At 54.8% G+C, this 19,798-nt stretch carries 17 protein-coding genes; 6 read left to right on the top strand and 11 right to left on the bottom strand.

Features of this window, described 5'->3' with window-relative positions; genetic code table 11:
* Positions 1–274: 274 nt before the first annotated feature.
* Positions 275–1,387, top strand: a complete 1,113-nt coding sequence (locus tag DBV39_RS02740) for an alpha-hydroxy acid oxidase (protein WP_108620251.1) — start codon at positions 275–277, stop codon at positions 1,385–1,387.
* Positions 1,388–1,415: 28 nt separating this feature from the next.
* Here DBV39_RS02740 and DBV39_RS02735 read toward each other — a convergent pair whose 3' ends face one another.
* From DBV39_RS02735 to DBV39_RS02715, 5 genes are all read right to left on the bottom strand, one after another.
* Complete coding sequence (locus tag DBV39_RS02735) at positions 1,416–3,395, bottom strand: sensor domain-containing diguanylate cyclase (RefSeq protein ID WP_108620250.1); 1,980 nt, start codon at positions 3,393–3,395, stop codon at positions 1,416–1,418.
* A complete protein-coding gene (locus DBV39_RS02730; protein WP_108620249.1) occupies positions 3,392–4,114 on the bottom strand; it encodes a biliverdin-producing heme oxygenase in 723 nt (240 codons plus the stop codon). Before DBV39_RS02730 ends, DBV39_RS02735 begins: the two co-directional genes overlap by 4 nt.
* A gap of 402 nt (positions 4,115–4,516) precedes the next feature.
* Positions 4,517–5,542 carry a TerC family protein gene (locus DBV39_RS02725; protein WP_265416027.1) on the bottom strand — a complete coding sequence of 342 codons (1,026 nt, stop codon included), beginning with the start codon at positions 5,540–5,542 and terminating at the stop codon, positions 4,517–4,519.
* Positions 5,543–5,990: 448 nt separating this feature from the next.
* Positions 5,991–7,064, bottom strand: a complete 1,074-nt coding sequence (locus DBV39_RS02720; RefSeq protein ID WP_108623045.1) for a DNA/RNA non-specific endonuclease — start codon at positions 7,062–7,064, stop codon at positions 5,991–5,993.
* Positions 7,065–7,732: 668 nt separating this feature from the next.
* Positions 7,733–8,188 carry a fasciclin domain-containing protein gene (locus tag DBV39_RS02715; protein ID WP_108620247.1) on the bottom strand — a complete coding sequence of 152 codons (456 nt, stop codon included), beginning with the start codon at positions 8,186–8,188 and terminating at the stop codon, positions 7,733–7,735.
* 193 nt (positions 8,189–8,381) lie between these two features.
* On the opposite strand from DBV39_RS02715, the gene DBV39_RS02710 reads away from it, so the two are divergent.
* From DBV39_RS02710 to DBV39_RS02690, 5 genes are all read left to right on the top strand, one after another.
* Positions 8,382–9,383, top strand: coding sequence for a MerR family transcriptional regulator (locus tag DBV39_RS02710; protein WP_227870780.1), 1,002 nt, complete (start codon positions 8,382–8,384; stop codon positions 9,381–9,383).
* A 239-nt stretch (positions 9,384–9,622) separates the two neighbouring features.
* Positions 9,623–10,030: a group II truncated hemoglobin gene (locus DBV39_RS02705; RefSeq protein ID WP_108620246.1), complete on the top strand. Its 408-nt coding sequence runs from the start codon at positions 9,623–9,625 to the stop codon at positions 10,028–10,030.
* A gap of 207 nt (positions 10,031–10,237) precedes the next feature.
* Positions 10,238–11,215, top strand: a complete 978-nt coding sequence (locus tag DBV39_RS02700) for a quinone oxidoreductase family protein (protein WP_108620245.1) — start codon at positions 10,238–10,240, stop codon at positions 11,213–11,215.
* Positions 11,216–11,338: 123 nt separating this feature from the next.
* Entirely contained in the window at positions 11,339–12,325 is a 987-nt protein-coding gene (locus DBV39_RS02695; RefSeq protein ID WP_108620244.1) for a Bug family tripartite tricarboxylate transporter substrate binding protein, read from the top strand.
* 314 nt (positions 12,326–12,639) lie between these two features.
* Positions 12,640–14,181, top strand: coding sequence for an IS1634 family transposase (locus tag DBV39_RS02690; protein ID WP_227870591.1), 1,542 nt, complete (start codon positions 12,640–12,642; stop codon positions 14,179–14,181).
* Between the two features lie 33 nt (positions 14,182–14,214).
* Here the strand turns inward: DBV39_RS02690 and DBV39_RS02685 are convergent, their stop codons facing one another.
* From DBV39_RS02685 to DBV39_RS02660, 6 genes are all read right to left on the bottom strand, one after another.
* Positions 14,215–14,997 (bottom strand): IclR family transcriptional regulator, encoded by a 783-nt coding sequence (locus DBV39_RS02685; RefSeq protein ID WP_159078756.1) that lies wholly within the window; start codon positions 14,995–14,997, stop codon positions 14,215–14,217.
* A 192-nt stretch (positions 14,998–15,189) separates the two neighbouring features.
* Positions 15,190–16,185 (bottom strand): Bug family tripartite tricarboxylate transporter substrate binding protein, encoded by a 996-nt coding sequence (locus DBV39_RS02680; protein WP_108620242.1) that lies wholly within the window; start codon positions 16,183–16,185, stop codon positions 15,190–15,192.
* A 58-nt stretch (positions 16,186–16,243) separates the two neighbouring features.
* Complete coding sequence (locus tag DBV39_RS02675) at positions 16,244–16,633, bottom strand: Zn-ribbon domain-containing OB-fold protein (RefSeq protein ID WP_108620241.1); 390 nt, start codon at positions 16,631–16,633, stop codon at positions 16,244–16,246.
* A 5-nt stretch (positions 16,634–16,638) separates the two neighbouring features.
* Positions 16,639–17,775 carry a thiolase family protein gene (locus tag DBV39_RS02670; protein WP_227870779.1) on the bottom strand — a complete coding sequence of 379 codons (1,137 nt, stop codon included), beginning with the start codon at positions 17,773–17,775 and terminating at the stop codon, positions 16,639–16,641.
* Positions 17,775–18,551, bottom strand: coding sequence for an enoyl-CoA hydratase/isomerase family protein (locus tag DBV39_RS02665; protein ID WP_108620240.1), 777 nt, complete (start codon positions 18,549–18,551; stop codon positions 17,775–17,777). The genes DBV39_RS02670 and DBV39_RS02665 overlap by 1 nt, the downstream gene beginning before the upstream one ends.
* A gap of 11 nt (positions 18,552–18,562) precedes the next feature.
* Complete coding sequence (locus DBV39_RS02660) at positions 18,563–19,732, bottom strand: acyl-CoA dehydrogenase family protein (protein ID WP_108620239.1); 1,170 nt, start codon at positions 19,730–19,732, stop codon at positions 18,563–18,565.
* Positions 19,733–19,798: the final 66 nt, after the last annotated feature.

The raw sequence follows: 19,798 nt of genomic DNA, 5'->3' as shown, positions 1-19,798 counted from the left end.
ATATTCCTTACGTACTGACACTTGCCATACCGTGCGAGAGCTCGAGCAAATCGATCAAGAGGCGGGTCGCAAGTGGCTCACAAGTGGGTCGCAAGCGGGTCGCACACAATTCTACGCATTGAGTGATCACGCAGGCCGTACGTCAGGAAATACCGCTGTTTCTATACGCCGGATTCCGTTTTCTCAGATGATCCGTCGCACATGCACCACTGATTCAGAACCACCCACTCTGAACCACCACTCTCCAGGCTCACCAACCAGGCAACCACGCGTCATGACTGTATCCCCATCTCAATCCACCCAGCCAGCCGAACCCACCTTTCTGACTCTTCATGAGATCATCCAGAAGGCCAGACAGAAACTCAACCATGACAACTGGGACTATATCGTAGGTGGCACGGAAACCGAAACAACGGTATGCCGCAACCGGGCAGCCATAGACGCGCTAGGATTTCGGCCCCGGGTATTAAGAGATGTGAGCAATATTGATACGGGCACACAATTCCTGGGTGAACAGTTACGTCTGCCACTCCTGCTCGCCCCGGTCGGCAGTCTGGAGCTGTTTGCACCAGACTCAGCCATCGCAGCTGCCAGAGCGGCACAACAGTTTGGCATCGGCCATATGCTGAGTTCGGTCTGTCTGGTGGATTTCAAGCAGGTTGCCCAGGCGGTTCCGCACGCTCTCAGAATGTATCAACTGTATGTGCACGGCGACCCTTCCTGGGTCGACCAGCGGGTTGACGAGGTCCAGCAGGCTGGCTGCAAAGCGTTCTGCCTGACGGTCGACAGTGCCTATTACAGCCGGCGTGAGAGGGATCTGGCCAAGCGCAATATCCGTCGCAGTAACGTGCCCGGGCGTCACCACCAGGCAACCCTGACGTGGAAAGACGTCGAGCGCGTCAAGTCTCGCCTGCATATCCCCCTGATCCTCAAAGGCATCGCGACTGCTGAGGATGCCAGAATCGCCGCGGACATGGGCGTTGACATGATTTACGTCTCCAACCATGGTGGCCGCCAGATTGACCATGATCGTGGCACCATGGATGTTCTGCCAGAGGTAGTCGATGCGGTCGCGGGCCGTGCCCGCATCGTCATTGACGGTGGCTTTAACCGGGGCACTGATATTGTAAAAGCCATCGCCATGGGTGCTGATCTGGTCGGGCTGGGTCGGATGCAGTGTTATGGCCTGGCGGCAGATGGGGTCGCCGGTGTGGTTCGCTTGCTTGAACTGCTCGAAACCGAAGTACGCACAACCATGGGACTGCTAGGTGTCACACGTCTGTCTGAACTCAACCCGTCATATCTGAGCAGACAGGCTCCCGTGCACAACAGTACGGTCTTGAGCGCATTTCCTCATCTGAGTCTGGATGAACGATCGTTCTACTGAGAACAGCTCTGAGCAGAGCTCATCCAGATCATTCATGGCGTGAGGCAAAGCGATAGTTGTTACGACCCGAGTTCTTGACCTGATACAAGGCCGAATCTGCGCGGCCAACCAGTGTGTGTGGAATGGTACCGTCGAACGGACAGACCGCAACACCGATGCTCACGCCAAGATGTCGCGGCTGGTCGCCGATCAGGATGGGCTGATCAAACACATGGAGTACGCGTTCACAGACCTGCTCGATGCTGGCCAGGTCTGTCACGTGAAACTGGATGATGGCGAACTCGTCTCCGCCAAAGCGCGCCACCACGTCCCGATCACGAACACAGGCCTTTAGCCGATTCCCCACTTCGATCAACGCCTGGTCACCCGCCTGGTGACCGAACTCGTCATTGATCGGTTTGAAATAATCCAGATCCATCATCAACACCGCACAGTAAGCATCCGAACGCAGGCTGGCCTGAACGGCCAGCTTGAGTTGATCATCAAAACCCGCACGATTGATCAAACCGGTCAAACCATCGGTCAGGGCCTTGCGCTTGAGATCAAAGCCCTGTCGCAGTTCTTCCACCAATTGCAGCAAATTTTTCGCTTCCTGAAGCTCGATGTCAGTCCACGGCTCAGCCTGCCCAAAAGTCTGCGATTTCCAGAGATCGAATGAGTGACGCGGCGTAAGCGGCTTGGTCTTGTCTTGCTCAGGTGGCTCTCCCGCCCAGTTGACATCAAGCAACTGCTCGGATCGCATCATCACCAGAAAGTCATCAGCGGGCAGACGAACACACAACACACCACTGGCACAGGCTCGCAAAGACGGGCATTCACGCATCGGTTCCGGTAGCTGGTCGAACGACACAACGGCTTGTCCTGGGTTGTCAACGATCCAGTCTTCAAGCAAGCGCAAGGCTGCATCGTCAGGCACGTTCCCCTCAAAATGGGAAACCGCATTCAGACGCACCCAGACCCCATCTGCATCAAACAGATGCCTCAGCTTGCTGATCTGAGTCGCGATCGACTGGCGCCCCATTCCCAGATCAAGCAGCTCATACTTGATCTGTTCCCGAGTCATGAGGTGCCTCAACCGCTGCCGCTCAATCACCAGGTGGGTCTGATCCTGCATTCTTACGGAACCGACGAATGCGATCTGCTCACACACCTGGCGCCTGAGAAAGCCGACGGGCTGGACGGTGAAGTGATGACAAGCCACCAGACCCCAGAGCTTGCCGTTGACCACAAGCGAAACACTGAACGAAGTTGCGACACCCATATGTTTCAGATAGTCGATATGAGTGGGATGCACGGACCTCAACTCCGAGCGGGACAAATCAACGCTCAACCCAGCATTCAGAGCGACTACGGGAACAGGCTGATCATCAACGTCCTGAATCACGCGTTGTCGCTTGAGCACATATAGACGCCGAGCAATCTCAGGGATGTCACCCTGAGGAAAATGCAGACCGAGATAACTCGGCACATCCTGTTTAAGCACTTCCGCGAGAACCTTTCCATGCCAGTCAGGCAAAAACTGGTAAAGCATCACCCGATCGAGTCCGGTCACCCTGGCAACTGCCTGCATCACGGCGGTCGCTGTCTCCTCAATACTCGAGGTCGACTCGAGCTGCGCCAGACTTCGCATGAACTGACGATCTCTCCACACAAGATCCAGAGCCGGCAAGTCGATGCGCTCGAACTCCAGCACCCAATGGTGCGCAGTCAGATGAATAGCGACATAAAGATGCTGATTATTGAGCAATACTGGATGAAACTCGAATCCGGCCGACGTCGTCTGCTCTGCGGCCGACGGCAATTCCACGACATGCAGGCAGCTCACATCATCAAAACTGCGATCAAGCAGCCTGTTGACTGACTCCCCCAAAAATGCCTCGATATTCTCTGATGCCGCCACAATCTTGCGACTCGCCTTTTCGACAACGAGCATCGACCCAAACGACTGGATCGTATTTCCGCGATGCAGTTGTGCGGTGAGACAGTCACCAAAGGGTGCGTTGATCAATTGCACTCCTCCGATGCGAATCCATCGCGAAAAACCTGAAAACAAAGGTTGGCGGAGGCCGTCACAAGAGGAATCTTCTGGCCTGGGACATCAACACCACAGGACAGGCTTTGCAACCGATTCCGGATAAGCGGCCAGTCCTTGCCAACCAAGGCTTGCACCTGCCAGAAATGCCATGCCTGCCGGACCATGTCACCAAGCTGGGCGAACAGGTGTCGGCAGATCAGTCGCGACCCCATGCTGGAACCATCCAGAACATAACGCACGCCAAGCTCGAACTCAGCTGGCGAATTCCTGACCAGTCTGTGCATCGGGTCACGCAGTGAAGAACCCACCTCGTAAGGCACGCTCTCGGGTCTCGAATCATCTGTCACACCCGGCCCATCCGGGAGAGCTCGAAGCTTACCGGAGACAAAAGATCCTCGCCCCTCACCTGCAAGATGGGCGAGATCGCTCTCGAGCGCAGGGAATCGCTTGCGATACGGCGCAACGCCGGACAGCCATCCAGCCTCAGCGCGCTCGACCATTCTCTCTCCGGCTGAATCAATCAATGACTCAAGCAAGCCGAAACAGGAACGGTATCTGGCAAGTACCTCCCTGTAGAAACTGAGGTCAACAGGTCCCCTGGCCAGCCGCCCCAGCCGGGGTGACGAGTCAAGCTCTTGATGTTGCGTTCGAGTCGCCTCTCTGAGAATTCCCAGTAGCTCTGCACCTTGCATTCTCCCTCCTGGACAAACTCAACAAGTGACACCCACAATCACTGCCAGACACCCAGGTTCGACCAGCAAAGTGGCGATATTAAACAATCTTTGCGCAGTTTATACATGAATATATTCCGGTTCGCGAGTTCCCGTATCGGAAATACTGGATTGAGATACCGATTGATGGGATATGCCAGACCTCGATCCCGCGCATGCAGCATATCGTGACGGGTCCAGACTCATCTGGTGAACGGGATAAATACATAAACACTCACACCTGACCATCTGCTCGTCACATCACAAAGCTGCAACATCGAAACACAGTCACCAGATCCGGACATACAAGCCCTGTTTGCAGGGCGTCTAAGTAAAACGGGTGCCGTAGCACCCGTTTTTTACTACTCTGCGTGCGCAAGTGAATCAGTTGTCGCGAGACGATTCTTTCTTCTTGCCTTCATTCTTGCCTTCACTCTTTCCATCAAAGGGGAATGCGGAACCGGACGACTCTCCCTCCTTCGCAGGAAACTTGACCGACAAAATCATGGTTGCGGCCAGCACCAGCACTGTGAATCCGAGCGAAATACCAATCGGGATCTTGTAGAGGTCAATCAGCAGCATCTTGGTGCCAATAAAGACCAGCACGATCGCGAGCCCGTAGGACAGCAAGTGAAACTTGTCGTGCATGCTTGCAAGCAGAAAGAACATGGCGCGCAAACCGAGAATGGCAAACACGTTTGAGGTCAGAACGATAAATGGATCCGTCGTGATCGCAAAAATCGCCGGAATCGAGTCAACCGCAAAGATGACGTCAACAATGCCGATCAGCAGAATCACCACGAACAGCGGGGTCGCCATACGGATGCCATTCTGATAGGTGAAGAACTTCTCACCGTCGTAGCCAGACGAAATCCGGATATGACGGCTGACCCAGTTCAGGGCAGGATTCGACTCAAGGTCGGGTTCCTCGCCGGACGCCCACCACATCTTGATCCCCGTGAACACCAGAAATGCCCCGAAAATGTACATCACGAAATGAAACTGGGAAATCAGCCAGGCACCGACCAGGATCATGATTGCCCGCAACAGCAGCGCTCCGATGATGCCGTACATCAGGACCCGCTTCTGAAACTGGGCAGGCACCCCAAAATAAGTAAACAGCATCAGAAAGACGAAGATGTTGTCGACCGCCAGCGCCTTCTCGACCAGATAACCTGTGACAAATTCCAGCGCCTTCGCATTGGCAAGCGTTTTAGTTGCCGGATCGCCTGACAACCCTCCCAGGTACCACCACAGCCAGGCAACAAAAACGAACGACACCGCAATCCAGATGAGCGACCAGATCGTCGCTTCGCGGATCGAGACGGTGTGTGCGCCTTGCCTTGCCATGGCAAAGAAGTCCACGGCAAGTGCAACGACAACGAAGGCCACAAAAAGTGACCACAGCATGGGTGTACCAACAGAAATCATGATTCGAGAACCTGAAACATTGTGCTGGCAAAGCACAATTGACGGGATATGTCAGAAGGTCCTCTCCAGTCTTGCCACCCTGAGATACATTTCAGGTCACGATACCGGGTGCAGATCATCTGCCAGTCAGACCTGCGCCGTAGTGACGACATCGTGCGCGACACATTGCATGCGCGCTGGCTACTCCCCGTGGAGGAGTGTGTATTTAACCAGTCCCCCGGTTTGCCGTCAAGTGATCTCTCTCAAATAAATTGACTTGAATCAATTTATTTGAGAGAGATCTGACATCTGATCTGCGTCAGGATGAACTTTTCTGATCGCAGCCACCCGGAACCAAACTGTCGATGCTGTCAATGCCAGGTGATACAGCTTGAACCGCATCAATTGATTTGTTCACCCGGATCACACACCGCGCAACATACGCTGGCTACCTGCGGCCAGATGGACCAAGCTGGCTGTCTGGCAGCAGATGCAGACCGGTGCGCTCGACAAACTCTGCATAGGAAATGGGGGGACCGGCTTTTGCGGAAGCATCATTGGCCTGCCAATGTACCCAGGATCTGGCCGTATTGGGGTCATAGACGACTTTGTACAAATAATCGGGCACGGCGACCCTGCCATCACCGATCGTAGACGTAGCCCCGTCCTCACGGCTCCCATAAACCGGTCCCGTCAACACATACACATCACCCTTGGCCCGCATGATGTACTTGCGTGTCGCCTGCTCGATCTGATTCCAGGGTCCGGCATTCTGGCGCTGATTCTGAGGGACCATGTTGGCAAGTGAGAAACTCTGCGCCATACCTTCTTCTGTGTGCATATCGCCTGCCGGTGCCATGTGGCCACGGGAATAGCCCGAGCCACGATAATCAGCCAGACGGGCCCGCTCACGCTCTGGCAGTCGCGCCTCTTCGTAAAACCGGTCACGCCTGTCCACAGATTGCGCTTGCTGCAACATCTGGCGATTCAGGCGCTGGGCCACAAAAACCGGGGTTTTTGTGTGGCCGCTGTGCAAAACGGCGAATACGCTGAAGCACAACTCTCGCAGCTCGGGCATGGCCGGAACAGTTGGCATACTCCCCGGCACAAAAAACTCCGGACAGTGCGCGAACAAAGTCCGATGTGTCGCATTTCCTTGTTGAACTGAATGCCGGGAGGCAGGAAAGCCGTACCCACTTCGGGCTGCACCAGAAACATCACTGGCACTCTCGCCTGACCCGTCTTTCAGGAAGGCAAGAACCGGAAACTGCTCGAGATCCCCCCAGTCGTAAGGGATCCACTGCGCAAGCGACCACTCTTGCGTGACCTCGGGCCTGGTCAGCCATTCTGGAGCCGTCAGGTAGTCTCGCCACTGGGGGATGAGGGCATAGCTTGCAACGCTGAAAGAGGCGAATGCCGAAATCAGCATCGCACGCAAGAATCGCTTCACAGATCCGGATGACCTGCGCCGGGATGTTGCGGCACCAGAACGAGACCTGGTGGTTCGGGAACCCGCGCTCATGACAACGCCGCCTGTGACCTGACCACACCAGCTACAGAAACGAATGGCCGGAAAGTCGATCTCAGACCATTTCGACGCCAGCAGACATTCAAGACTCCAGTCGACTGCGGAACCTGCCGACGACTTCCACAACAATCCAGAACAGGCTCCATAAAGCCAGTCTGGCTGGCGCCAAGACTGAGGCACGAAACACCGCCGCCGACCAAATGGCTTGCAGAATGGATGGGAGAGACTGAAATGGTGTGGTAAACCTGAACAGAAAGGCGCATTCGAACAGACCTGCGTTGTGCCATAGCCACCCGATAGGGGTGACTTCAGCAATTAATGACAACTGAGTAATCCGTATTTATACGTGCTTAGGCAGCAAGGGGCAAATCGAGGTCAGGTTCACGACTCTTGACAAGCCCGACAATTTACTCGCTGCAAATCACCCTTAGCCGTACACACGCGACAACCCTGACACGAGATGAAGGAGCAATGGATGAGCAACTGGTGAGCAACTAGCACGATGTGCGGGCATGAACACAGACTCCGTATTAGAAAGGGCGCTACACCCGTCATGTCGAGTGCAGCGCCCTGTCAAACCACCACCTGCCCATCGGAAGTGAGACAAGGGAGTGGTCGTGCCCGAGGTTCTCAGATGATGGTGATCAACTGATGAAGAACGATCACTTCGGCATGATCACGGAATCAATCACGTGGATGACACCGTTATCCGCCACGATGTCGGTCTGAACGACAGTGGCGTTATCAACCATGACGCTCCCATCCTTTGTGGTGATCGAAATCGCACTGCCTTGAACCGTGTCAACCATACCAGGCGCAACATCCGCCGCCATGACCTTACCGGGGACGACGTGGTAAGTCAGGACTCTGGTCAGTGCTGCCTTGTCTTGCAGCAGCGCCTCGAGATCAGCCTTGGGAATCTTTGCGAACGCATCGTCGGACGGAGCGAACACGGTAAACGGACCAGGACCTTTCAGGGTGTCGACGAGATCGGCTGCCTGAACGGCCGTCACGAGCGTATTGAATGAACCAGCAGAGACAGCGGTATCCACAATGTCTGCCGCTTGTACAGTACCCATGGCAAATGCGACGGAAACTCCAGCCAGAATGCGTTTCATGAAATGCTCCTTAGTTGTCATTGGAAGGCACTGCTACTGCAGCGCAGCAAAACTCACGTGCGATTTAAACTAATTGGTATTTTTTTAAACCAAATAGTCTTAAAATAGTTATAGGAGTCTATTCATAAGCACTTTGTTCCGATAAAATCCCGTAAAACACGGTTCAACATCGTTTCGTACTGGAGTGCACACAATGACCGCACAGCATGTTGCAGGTAGTCCATCTACCGAAAGCGCCCCCAACACAGACCGGATCATGTACCGCAGCGGTGCGGCGGCAAGACTGGCTGGTCTATCCCCAGAGACCCTGCGAGTGTGGGAGCGACGATATAAGCTGACCGAAGCGGCACGATCTGCCCGTGGACAGAGACTGTATTCAGCGCTACAGGTCCAACGACTCGGGGTGATCAAACAGCTTGTTGATCAAGGGCATGCCATTGGCGCACTGGCAAATCTGACGACTCAGGAAATGCTGGCCATGCGCTCTGCAGCACTAGCGTCGACATTGATTGAAGGCTCGCTCAACATTGGTGTCGTGGGTAGTCTGCTATCCAGACGAATTTCAGCCAGTGGACGCGACACCGTCGATCTGGCGATCCGGCAACAATGGCCGAACCTGGCCCAGGCAGTTGCATCACCCGAACTGCCTGATCGCGGCCTGGAGGTCCTGTTCATTGAACAGTCCGAGTTTGACGAGAGTGCGCTTGAGGACATCAAGACCTTTCGTAAACGTTGCGCGAACCCGCCGACTGTCATCCTTTATCGCTTCTGCTCAAGCGCGACTATTCGGGCCTTGCGCGCGCAAGGATGCATGGCGGTGCGCATTCCGGCCGACATGGGTGAACTCCCACTGATCGCCCGTGCTGCCATCTCGGGAGAACGAACGCCTGCACGACCTCTGACATCCGTCTCATCGCCTCGGTTTGACGAGCAGTTTCTGTCCTCCATCACATCAAAAGGTACGCAGATCGCCTGTGAGTGCCCGAAACATCTCGCAGAACTCCTTATGATGGTAGGTAGTTTCGAGCGCTATAGTGCTCGTTGCGCGCACAGAAATGCAGAAGATGAGCACCTGCACAGCGAACTCGCTACTGCCGCAGGCCAGGCTCGTGCCTTGCTTGAGTCTGCCATGGAACGACTGGCGCGCGCAGAAGGAATTGAAGTCCCGCCACCTTACCAGACAGACCCGCGATGATGGCATGAAAATGAGGACCCGTCTTTCTTGTGCAGAGATATGCAGCTGGGATTAACCCGTCGTGGCGAGTGCTGCCACCCGGAGCGGATGGATTTGATCACCTTGAAAACAGTTCGTCCTCACCCGGTGAATCACAATACCCTAATACTTCAACAAAGATCTGTGTGAAGCGGTCGAGCTGAATCGTCCTTTTGTGCAGACCCTTTGACCTGACAGAAAAACAGGAAGTGATACTGATTATGCAGCCCCAAGCAACGCCAGCAACCTCAGCAACACCATTCGATCGACTCGGCGGCGAAGTCAGGGTTAAAGCGCTTGTGGATCGCTTTTATGACCTGATGGATCTCGAACCCCAGTACACAGCGTTACGTGCAGTTCACGGAGAGGATTTGAGTCGAGCGCGCGAGCATCTATTCTGGTTCCTGTGTGGCTGGCTCGGCGGACCTTCATACTTCACCGAGAAAGTCGGCGCCCCCATGCTCAGGAGACGACACCTGCCCTTCTCAATCGGTGTACTTGAGCGTGATCAGTGGATGGCCTGCATGAATCAGGCAATGGTCGAGACAGATGTCCCGGACGATCTTCGGGAACAGCTTTATCCAGCCTTCATGAAAACCGCTGACTGGATGAGGAATCGCGCAGACTGACCCGACCTTCGTTCATTCTTAGTGTGGCCAATCCCCTGCGGACTCAGGATTGTTCGGTTGACAGGCAGTCACGCCGGTCATCACACTGGATGTCTTTCTCTGTTGGTAAAGGTCAAGCAGACCCAGCAAGCCAGACAGACCGATAGAGACCACTTTATCAACAAACAACAGATAGCAGTGCACAAAGCAGTGCGCGGAGATAATTGAATGAAGTCATACTGGATGGGCATAAACGACGGAGTGGCGCAAGTTGAACTCAAGGACTGCCCAAGCCCCGAGCCGGGCACAGGACAGATTCTGATCCGGATGCGGGCCGCCGGCCTGAATCGCGGCGAATTTCTGCTTAAACACGGCCTGCACAAAGCAGGCGCTCCAAAACCAATCGGGATTGAAGCCGCAGGCGAGGTCATTGCGGTCGGCCCGGGTGTCTCTAGCTTCAAACCGGGCGATGAAGTACTAGGAAAGTGCCAGGGAGGATTTTCAGAAGAGGTTCTGCTCTCTGAAAAGGAAGCGATGCACAAGCCTTCCACACTATCCTGGGAGCAGGCAGGCGGTCTTGCCCTGACCGGACTCACTGCACATGACTGCCTTGTCATTCAGGGGGACCTCAAACCCGGAGAGTGGGTTTTTATAGCGGGTGTGTCGAGCGGAGTCGGCGTGAGCGCGCTCACAATGGCCAAGGCACTCGGAGCCAGAGTCATCGGCACATCGGGTTCAGAGCAAAAACTCGCCAGACTCAAGACACTCGGCCTGGATGTCGGTCTTTGCATGCGTGGTCCCGGCTTTTTTGATGCAGTCATGCAGGCGACTGACGGCAAAGGCGTGGACCTTGTCGTGAACACCGTCGGCGGAACAGTTTTTGAGGAATGTATCCGCATCCTGGGATTCCAGGGCCGCCTGGCGACTGTCGGTTATGTGGATGACGTCGTCTCTTCCACCATTGACCTGAAGACCCTGCACGCCAGACGCCTCAGATTGTTCGGTGTGTCAAACAAGCAGCGCACGGCAGACCAGAAGGCCGAGTTTGTACCTGACTTCAGAAACCAGATTCTCCCCCTGGTCGAGGCAGGAAAAGCCCTGCCACTCGTCGACCACGTATTTGCATTTGAAGATCTGCCCAAAGCCATTGAAATGATGGAGGCCGGCGGGCATGTGGGCAAAATCATACTCTCGGGTAAGGCCTGAACCTGGTTTCAGACAACAAAATGACACATCGTGTCAGCAGTCGCAGTCAGGCACGAAATCGGCAGACACTCCTGCTCGGCTGAATATAAATAAATAAGTAAATAAACAAATGGAGACAGACCCATGAAATGCATTCCCAGAAAACTGACCCGGCATCTGGTTGCAGCGATGCTGGTAGCCGGACTTGGCCAGAGCGCACTGGCACAGAGCGACTATCCGAACCGGCCAGTCAAGCTGATCGTCGGATTCTCCCCAGGTGGTGCCGCTGACACCACCGCGCGCACCGTCAGTGAGGCCCTGGGCAGGGAACTTGGTCAGCCGATCGTTATTGAAAACAAGCCAGGTGCCGGATCGAGCATTGCAGCTGACTATGTGACCAAAGCAGATCCAGATGGTTACACCATCCTGATCGCCAGTCCGAGTGCCATTTCCGTCAATCCGGCAATCAATCCGAAGCTGCGATACAAAGGGTCCGACCTGCTGCCGATCACCAAGATCACTTCCTCACCCCTTGTACTCGCAGTCAACCCGGACCTGGGTGTCAAGTCAGTCGAGGAACTGGTTGCGCTGGCCAAGAAGGATCCGGGCGCACTGAACTTTGCCAGTTCTGGTATGGGTTCAGCTCCCCATCTTGGTGGAGCACTGTTTCAGGACGTAGCCAACATCAAGATGCAACACGTTCCCTTCAAGGGAGGTGCACCGGCAATCCAGTCTGTCGTGGCAGGTGACACGCAGGTAACGATCGGAACACCGCCATCGGTGATGCCACAGGCCAACGCTGGCAACCTCAAGGCCCTGCTCGTCACCAAAGAGAATGGATCCAGACTCTTCCCCGACCTGCCAAGCGCAAGTTCGGTTGGTTTGCCTGCGTTCGATCTGGACTTCTGGTATGGCTTTTTCGTGCCACTCGGCACGCCGGATGCCGTGGTCCAGAAGATTTTTGATGCGACCCAGAAAGCCATGCAGGACCAGAAAGTGATTGACGGGCTGGCGGCTTCTGGCACTGAGGTTTCCGTATCAGCCTCTCAGGAAGACTTCAAGAACTATCTCGTTCGCAACGAGAAGTTCTGGGTTGAACTTGTAAAAAGTGCCGGAGTGACGGCTCCTTAAGCCAGTCCTGACTCCATCGAAATACGCATCCGGTGGAACTCACAAACTAAGAGCCTCTGCATATGAACTTGTGAGTTCTACCGAATGTAGTCATTAAGGAGACGTCGTCGCGCGACACTAGAAGTCTGCCGAACCTGGCCCTGCATAGATCTCCGAGACCTGATTCGCTGCATGTAGCAACGCTGACGTCATCCCTTCCTGACTTCTGCCAACTTTATTAAGAAAAATTGAGAATTGAAAAATAGTTGTTATTTTTCAATTCCTTGCAATTTCCCAGAAGACGTAAACACGTACTAAATGCTATCTTTTCGCTCATGCGAGGAGATCTCACCGTCAGAAAGACCCGGACCAAATCAGGCGCGACCGCCGTTCAGGTGGTGCGATACAAGGCATCGCGCTGTGAGGTCGTCAAACACATGGGCAGTGCGCACGATGACAGCACCCTCCAAACCCTGCTGGCCGAGGCCCATCGCTACGCAGAGGCACATTGCGTGCAGCCCAGTCTCTTTGCCGAGGAGCTGGCACCACCCCCAGCGGTTGACATGCGTCACGCCAGTGTCATCGGCGTCACCCATCAGTTTGCCCGTTCGGCATTGCTGGCCTGTGCCAAACGTTGCGGTTTGAGCGAACTGCACGAGCTATACCTCGATCTGGCCCTCATGCGGATCATTGAGCCAGCTTCCAAGCTGCGCACTCTACAACGACTACAGGAACACTTTGACGTGCGCTATGCGGAGCGCACCGTCTACCGCTTGTTGCCTCGACTCGTTGAGCAGCAACCGCATATCGAGTCAGCCGCCATTGCCCTGGTGCAGAATGAGCTCAAGGAGCCGTTGAACCTGGTTCTCTATGATGTCACGACGCTGTACTTCGAGTCGTTCAAGGAATATGACTTTCAACGACCCGGTTTCTCCAAAGACAACAAACCCCAGCAACCTCAGATCGTCATCGGTCTGATCACCACCACGTCAGGCTTTCCCGTCATGCACGAAGTCTTCGAGGGCAATACCTTCGAAGGTCACACGATGCTGGACATTCTCAGGCGCTTTGAGCAACGTGTCGGATCGGCTTGCAAACCCGTCATCGTGGCCGATGCTGCCATGCTTTCGACGGAGAACATGCACCAGTTACAGCAACAAGGCTATCGATACATCGTAGGGGCTCGACTGGCCAACCACAGCAAGGCATTCATTGATCAGATCGACGCAAAAATGCCACGCATTGACAAAGCTGTGCGCCGGTTCTCTCACACACTCAGGAATAGCAAAGTTCAAGTTGACGTCAGTATCGTGTGCCAGTTCTCGGACGCACGCTACAAGAAAGACAAGCGAGAGCTCGAAAAACAGGTCAGCCGTGCGCGAGCACTGCTCGATCGCGACGAGCCAGGCAGAAGGGCTCGATTCATCAAGAAGTCCAACAGCAAGGGCCAGTTCGAGTTCAACGATGAACTCAACGAAAAGGCGCAGACGCTGCTTGGCATCAAGGGTTACGTGACCAATATCTCACCACAGGATTTGTCTGATGAGGACGTGGTGCGCCATTATCACGACCTCTGGCATGTCGAACAGGCATTCCGGATCAGCAAGTCAGATTTGCAGGCACGGCCCATTTATCATCGTACGCAGGACGCGATTCGTTCGCACATCGTCACCTGCTTCATGGCCTTGATGATGGCGAAGTATCTGGAAATCAAAACCAGTGTGTCGATCAGGCGAATTCGAGATGAGTTGTGGAAAGTGCATGATGTCCGGATTCGTGACGACCGCACCGGGTTCGTCCACCCCCTGAGGATGCAATCGGAATCCGCCGTGATCAAAAAGCTGACCGAGCTGTTGAAACTCGAAAACACGTACTAAATGGCAGAACTCGGGAGACGTCGTCGCGCGACACTAGAAGTCTGCCGAACCTGGCCCTGCATAGATCTCCGAGACCTGATTCGCTGCATGTAGCAACGCTGACGTCATCCCTTCAATCACGTCTTCTGTCATTCGCTCTGAGGGGCCGCTGATACCAATTGCCGCCACGGACTTGCCTGAACGATTCAGGATCGGAGCCGCAATTGAATTCACATTCAAACGCCAACCACTAAGACTGATGGCGTATCCAGTCTGGCGAATCTTTTCAAGTTCGGTCAGAAGTTTCTCCACATCCAGATCACGGGCCTGAGGATGGGAACTGATGATTTCCTGGCAAACAGCGCGCGCGTCCTCCCTGAAAGCCAGAATGGCCTTGCCTGATGCAGGAAAGACTGCAGGCACCCGGCTTCCTGGCGATGCGGTCGTCCGAAGCGGATAGGGAGAAAGGACATTATCCAGATACAGGACTTCCTTCCCAACCAGGATGGACAGGTTCACATTTTCCGAAAACTGTCTGTTTAACGCATGCATCGAGGGCTGCGCGCACCGTTTGATGACGTTCCTGCCAAGCACTTTCACCCCAAGCTCCCATGTCTTGAGACTAATCTCGTAGCGACTGGTCGAAGTGTCCTGGCGGACGTAACCAAGCGCCTTGAGCGTTGACAGCAGGCGATGAACATTACTCTTTTGCCAGCCAAAGTGCGTGGCAATCGACGACACACCAATGGGCTCGTCCTGATCAGCAAGGAATTCGACCAACTCGAACCCTTTGACAACCGTCGAGTCCAGACTAGGCGCTTTTTTCGGGGGAGCCACTTTCGTTGTAGGCTCATTCACGGGGGAAGTTGGGGCATAAGTTAGATATCCTTGCCATGGACTCATCATGGAACCCGTTCAATGACAAGGCGAGCTGTGTAGCAGACCATTGGATTATAGGTGAGCTGCCACACACAGCCGAAATGGCGGCCGCCAGCACTCTTGCAAACATCGAAACCGTGAAGCACGGCTTCAGTTTGCAGTCTTTTCCTTTGCGTACGCATCCTTGTACATCTGGATGTTCTTTTCCGCGTCTTTCTTGTAGTCATCCAGGGTTCCCGGATAATCTTCAAGTGAGACCTGTTCGCGGGACTTCTTCATGGCGTCAGACACGGTGACTTCATTAAGCGTCTGACGCAGTTTATCTTTAATCGGCTTGGGCGTATCCGAGCGAACTGCCACGCCATAGAGACTCAGAAACTGAAGATCTTCAACACCGAGATCGACAAATGATGGCACACCCTCAAGGAACTTGTTATTGCCGGGGTTACCTGTCGTCGCAAGAATGTTGACTCGGTCGTTGCCTTCCAGCGTGCGTGTCAGTCCGACCGTTGCGAAGTAGACATCGACCTCACCTGCCATCAATGCATTGACCCCCTGGGCGCCACCTTTGTAAGGAATAAAAACTGGCTTGACGTCCAGCGCAGCGGCCAGTGCATTGCCCATTATGCTGTATGAGCTCACGCCAATGCCCAGCGTACCGATCGTCAGCTCACCATTGTTTTTCTGTGCGTGAGCCTTCAGATCATCCAGGCTACGGATGTTCAGGCCGGCGGGGGTGAGCAGTGCATAAGGTGTCTGTGACAGAGGGGCAATGATCTCGAAGTCTTCGATTTCGTATGGAATCGTAGGCGACGAGAGCTTTCCATTGAATAACCCGTCCACCTGAAACAAGAGTGAATACCCATCAGCCGGGGCGTTCTTCACATTAAGCGCACCAACAGTGGTTCCCCCGCCTGGCTTGTTATCCACAATGACCGGCATGCTCGTCGCCTTTGCTAGTTCCTGCGTGAAGACACGTGCCAGATTGTCAGTACTGCCTCCGGGTGGATACGGCACGACCATGCGAATAGTCCTGTCCGGAAAGCTGCCCTGTGCAGACACTGAAGCCGACAGCCCCATGACTGCCATTGAGGCCAGAATCAGACTGACGACTCTGGCCTTCCCTCTCATACTGTTTGCAAACATCTTACGTCTCCATTGATCAATTGTTGTTTTTGGCACCGGACCGGCGCATTCAGGCTTGTCAGATACTGAATCTTGCTAGCGGTTGTTCAAGGCCAAGGTCAACCTTCAGCCTGACGGTCTCACCCACGGCCAGACGTTGTGTGTCACCCTCGATATTGGTAATCAACTGAGGCCCCTCTCGCAGGCGTACGATGGCCACGTTGTAGGGGAGCCTGTCCTTGAACTCGGGGTTGTACGCCACGTGGTAGACGACCCAGCTGACAACTGTCGCCTCGCCACTGGCCTGCTGCCATGTGACATTCTCGTTCAAGCAAGCCGGACAGTGCCGACTCGGTGGCAGCCAGTGATGTCCGCACTGACATGCCTGATAGAATAATTGCCCTTGCTTCAATCCATCCCAGTAGGGCTTGTTGATGGAATCCACATCAACTGCAATTTCTGTTGTCATCTGCTTCAAGCTCCGAGGATCATCGTTGCATGGGTATGCATGGTTCCACCCTGATTACTGACAAGGCTGTAACGCACATCCGGCACCTGGAGATTGGCGCTCCCACGCACCTGACGTACCGCTTCGAGTACGAGTGGAAGGCCCGGCGTTCCGGTTTCAGACAACAAGCCACCGCTGGTATTGACGGGCAAGCGTCCACCGTGCTGAATCTGTCCATCGCGCACGAACTCGTAGACGCCACCTTTGTCGCAGAATCCATAATCCTCAAGCGTCATCAACCCGGTGATTGTGAAACAGTCGTAAATCTGGGCGACACTGATGTCTGCTGGCTTGACTCCTGCCATCTCGAACGCCAGCTTTGCGCTGCGTGCAGCCTGCGTCGTTGTCAGGCATGGCCTTAGATGAACGTCATATGACTCCTGTGCGCCGCCAATACCCAGAATCGGAACTGGCTCGCGAACCTGCAACTGCCGGGCCTTCTCTGCACTCATGACCACCACCGCCGCTGCGCCATCCGACACCAGGCAGCAATCATCACGACGCAAAGGATCAACAACCCAGGCAGAGGCCAGATAATCATCCATCGAGATCGCCTTCTGCAACTGTGCATTGGGGTTCTGTGCACCATGCTTTCGCACCGCAATCGCAAACTCGCCGAATGCTCTCGGATCAGTCTGGTACTGTGCCACGTGCGCCCGATGAATCATCCCGTAGCCAGCAGCGGTCGAGAACCATCCGTAGGCTGCATCGTTACCCCTTGGGCGACCGTAGACCTGCCGGTTACCACTTCTCGGGTTGTCAGCGTATGACACCAGAGCAATCTCGCACTGCCCGGTTTCGATCGCCATCATCGCTATATTGATCAGTGTCAGATTGGCCGCGCCGCCTTGATCCCAGGCTCCGCCCCAGCGGGGTTGCATTCCCATGGCCTGGGCGACCTTCTGGCCATAAAGAATTTCTTTCGCCGAGGTTGGAGTTTTGAGTAGCAAGGCGTCGACATCAACCTTGTCAACGCCAGCGTCTTCAAGCGCCGCCTTGCACGCCATCACATTCAAGGTGACGGTGTCGAGCCCCAGTTTGCCAAACGCTGTGTTGCCGATTCCCGCGATCACATATTTGCCTCGCATCATCTGAGCACCCATCAGTTTGCCTTGAACACGGGAGCACGCTTTTCCTGAAACGCCCTGGCGCCCTCTTTTGCGTCTTCTGTCATGCGCAACATGCGATTGACGTATTGCTCCATCCTGAGGCCGGCCGACAACCCCAACTCTGGCGCTTTGACTGCCAGCTCCTTGGTGGCCTGCAATGCCAGCGGCGCGTTGGCTGCCACGCGTCTGGCGTATTGCATGGCCTCATCCAGCAGACGATCGTGCGGAACAATCTTGTTGATCAGGCCCCAGCGTAGTGCTGTCTCGGCATCAATCGCATCGCCCGTGAGCAACAACTCCATCGCAATGGGATATGGAAGTTGTGCGACAACCCGTTGTGTACCACCATTGGCCGCGACGATTCCTCGCTTGACCTCTGACAGGCCGAAAGTCGCGTGCTCCGATGCCACACGAATGTCAGTGGCCAGAAGCAACGTCATACCACCACCGATGCAATAACCATTCACAGCTGCAATAATGGGCTTCCATACTTCCAGCCCACGGTTCAGAAGCTGATCTTTCTGGGTCAGCCAGTGTTCAGACATACTGGACTCGCGACCGACATAGGTCTTGAGGTCAGCCCCGGCACTGAATGCTTTATCACCTGCACCGGTGATGACGGCGACCCTGATTGCAGGGTCGTCGCGCACGGTCTGCCATGCTTCAGAAATCAGGCGATAGTGCTCAGCATCAAATGCATTTCTTCTCTCAGGACGATTGATCGTCACAAGAGCAATCCCTTCCTGGTCTAATTGGAGGTCAATCGACATATTTCTGCCTCTCAGACGTTGTTGCCACTGAAAAGCTCGCGTGCGAGCACCATGCGATGCACTTCAGAGGGACCTTCGCCGATCCGCTTGATTCGCATCTCCCTGTACCAGCGCTCGAGCGGCATTTCTTTCGAGACACCCATTCCCCCCAGAATCTGGATACAACGATCAATCACTCTGCCGGCGGTTTCGGTCGCGACAACTTTGGCAATCGACGCTTCTGTCTTGAAAGACAGCCCCGCATCACAACGTCTGGCTGCCTCATAGACCAGCAGACGAGCCTGACGCAATTCCATCTCACTATCAACGACCATCCACTGAATTGCCTGTTTCTCCGACAGTTTCGACTTGAAGACCTCCCTTTCGCGAGCCCAGTCGATGGCAATTTTCAGGGCTGCCTGCGCAATGCCGATCGTACCGGCAGCGTACGGCACCCTGCCCTCGACCAGCCAGCGCTCTGCCAATGCAAACCCCTGCCCTTCTTCACCAAGGCGGTGCTCAACCGGAATCTCGACATCCTCAAAATGCAGCTCATACGGGGAATACGAACGAATCACGCCGATCTCTCGTACGCTCATACCTTTGGGTCGGCCATCGACGATGAAACAGGTGATGCCACCACGCTGGCCCTGTTCACCCGTTCTGGCAAAAAGCAGGCCCCAGGAAGCCTTGGCAGCGCCAGTGATCCACATTTTTGTGCCATTGACGATGTACCGGTCACCTTTCAGGACCGCACGTGTCCGGATCGACCGGGCGGGATCCGCCCCACCCGACGCTTCGCTGATGGCCATGTAAGCCTTGCTGCCATCACGAATCGCAGGCACTGCAAACTTCTCGATCTGCTCTTTGGTGCCCAGGAGAATGGGTGCTGGCGGATTGGAACCCGTTGCACCACACGCCGGGATGTATGCACCCATTCTGCATTTTGCGGTTTCCTCTGCGATCACCGTTGACTCGAGCAGATTCAGACCAGCCCCACCGTATTCAACAGGTGAGCGGACCGCCCACAAGCCTATTTCTTTGGCGCGTGACTGCAGCGGTTTGAGCAACTCGGGCGGCAATTCGTGGGCGTCGTGTTCCACCTTGGCTTCGACTGGCAGAACCTCCTTCTCCATAAAGCGCCGAGTGGTTTCACGAATCTGGATCAGGTCCTCAGATAGACCTGCGTCATGGTTCAGCATTCAGTTGTCCCCTTGTAAATAGATACGAAACATCGTTAAAAGTGTTCAGTGCTGCCAGGTTATTAC

This window comes from Orrella marina (genome assembly GCF_003058465.1).
Classification (GTDB): domain Bacteria; phylum Pseudomonadota; class Gammaproteobacteria; order Burkholderiales; family Burkholderiaceae_B; genus Algicoccus; species Algicoccus marinus.
This window is presented reverse-complemented; position numbering and strand designations above follow the sequence as displayed.

Coding starts and splice junctions, on each gene's coding strand:
- DBV39_RS02705 (WP_108620246.1), top strand. CDS start 9,623: ATGCAGCCCCAAGCAACGCCAGCAACCTCAGCAACACCATTCGATCGA.
- DBV39_RS02715 (WP_108620247.1), bottom strand. CDS start 8,188: ATGAAACGCATTCTGGCTGGAGTTTCCGTCGCATTTGCCATGGGTACT.
- DBV39_RS02740 (WP_108620251.1), top strand. CDS start 275: ATGACTGTATCCCCATCTCAATCCACCCAGCCAGCCGAACCCACCTTT.
- DBV39_RS02660 (WP_108620239.1), bottom strand. CDS start 19,732: ATGCTGAACCATGACGCAGGTCTATCTGAGGACCTGATCCAGATTCGT.
- DBV39_RS02710 (WP_227870780.1), top strand. CDS start 8,382: ATGACCGCACAGCATGTTGCAGGTAGTCCATCTACCGAAAGCGCCCCC.
- DBV39_RS02665 (WP_108620240.1), bottom strand. CDS start 18,551: ATGTCGATTGACCTCCAATTAGACCAGGAAGGGATTGCTCTTGTGACG.
- DBV39_RS02720 (WP_108623045.1), bottom strand. CDS start 7,064: ATGAGCGCGGGTTCCCGAACCACCAGGTCTCGTTCTGGTGCCGCAACA.
- DBV39_RS02675 (WP_108620241.1), bottom strand. CDS start 16,633: ATGACAACAGAAATTGCAGTTGATGTGGATTCCATCAACAAGCCCTAC.
- DBV39_RS02690 (WP_227870591.1), top strand. CDS start 12,640: ATGCGAGGAGATCTCACCGTCAGAAAGACCCGGACCAAATCAGGCGCG.
- DBV39_RS02725 (WP_265416027.1), bottom strand. CDS start 5,542: ATGCTGTGGTCACTTTTTGTGGCCTTCGTTGTCGTTGCACTTGCCGTG.
- DBV39_RS02700 (WP_108620245.1), top strand. CDS start 10,238: ATGAAGTCATACTGGATGGGCATAAACGACGGAGTGGCGCAAGTTGAA.
- DBV39_RS02730 (WP_108620249.1), bottom strand. CDS start 4,114: ATGCAAGGTGCAGAGCTACTGGGAATTCTCAGAGAGGCGACTCGAACG.
- DBV39_RS02695 (WP_108620244.1), top strand. CDS start 11,339: ATGAAATGCATTCCCAGAAAACTGACCCGGCATCTGGTTGCAGCGATG.
- DBV39_RS02680 (WP_108620242.1), bottom strand. CDS start 16,185: ATGTTTGCAAACAGTATGAGAGGGAAGGCCAGAGTCGTCAGTCTGATT.
- DBV39_RS02670 (WP_227870779.1), bottom strand. CDS start 17,775: ATGGGTGCTCAGATGATGCGAGGCAAATATGTGATCGCGGGAATCGGC.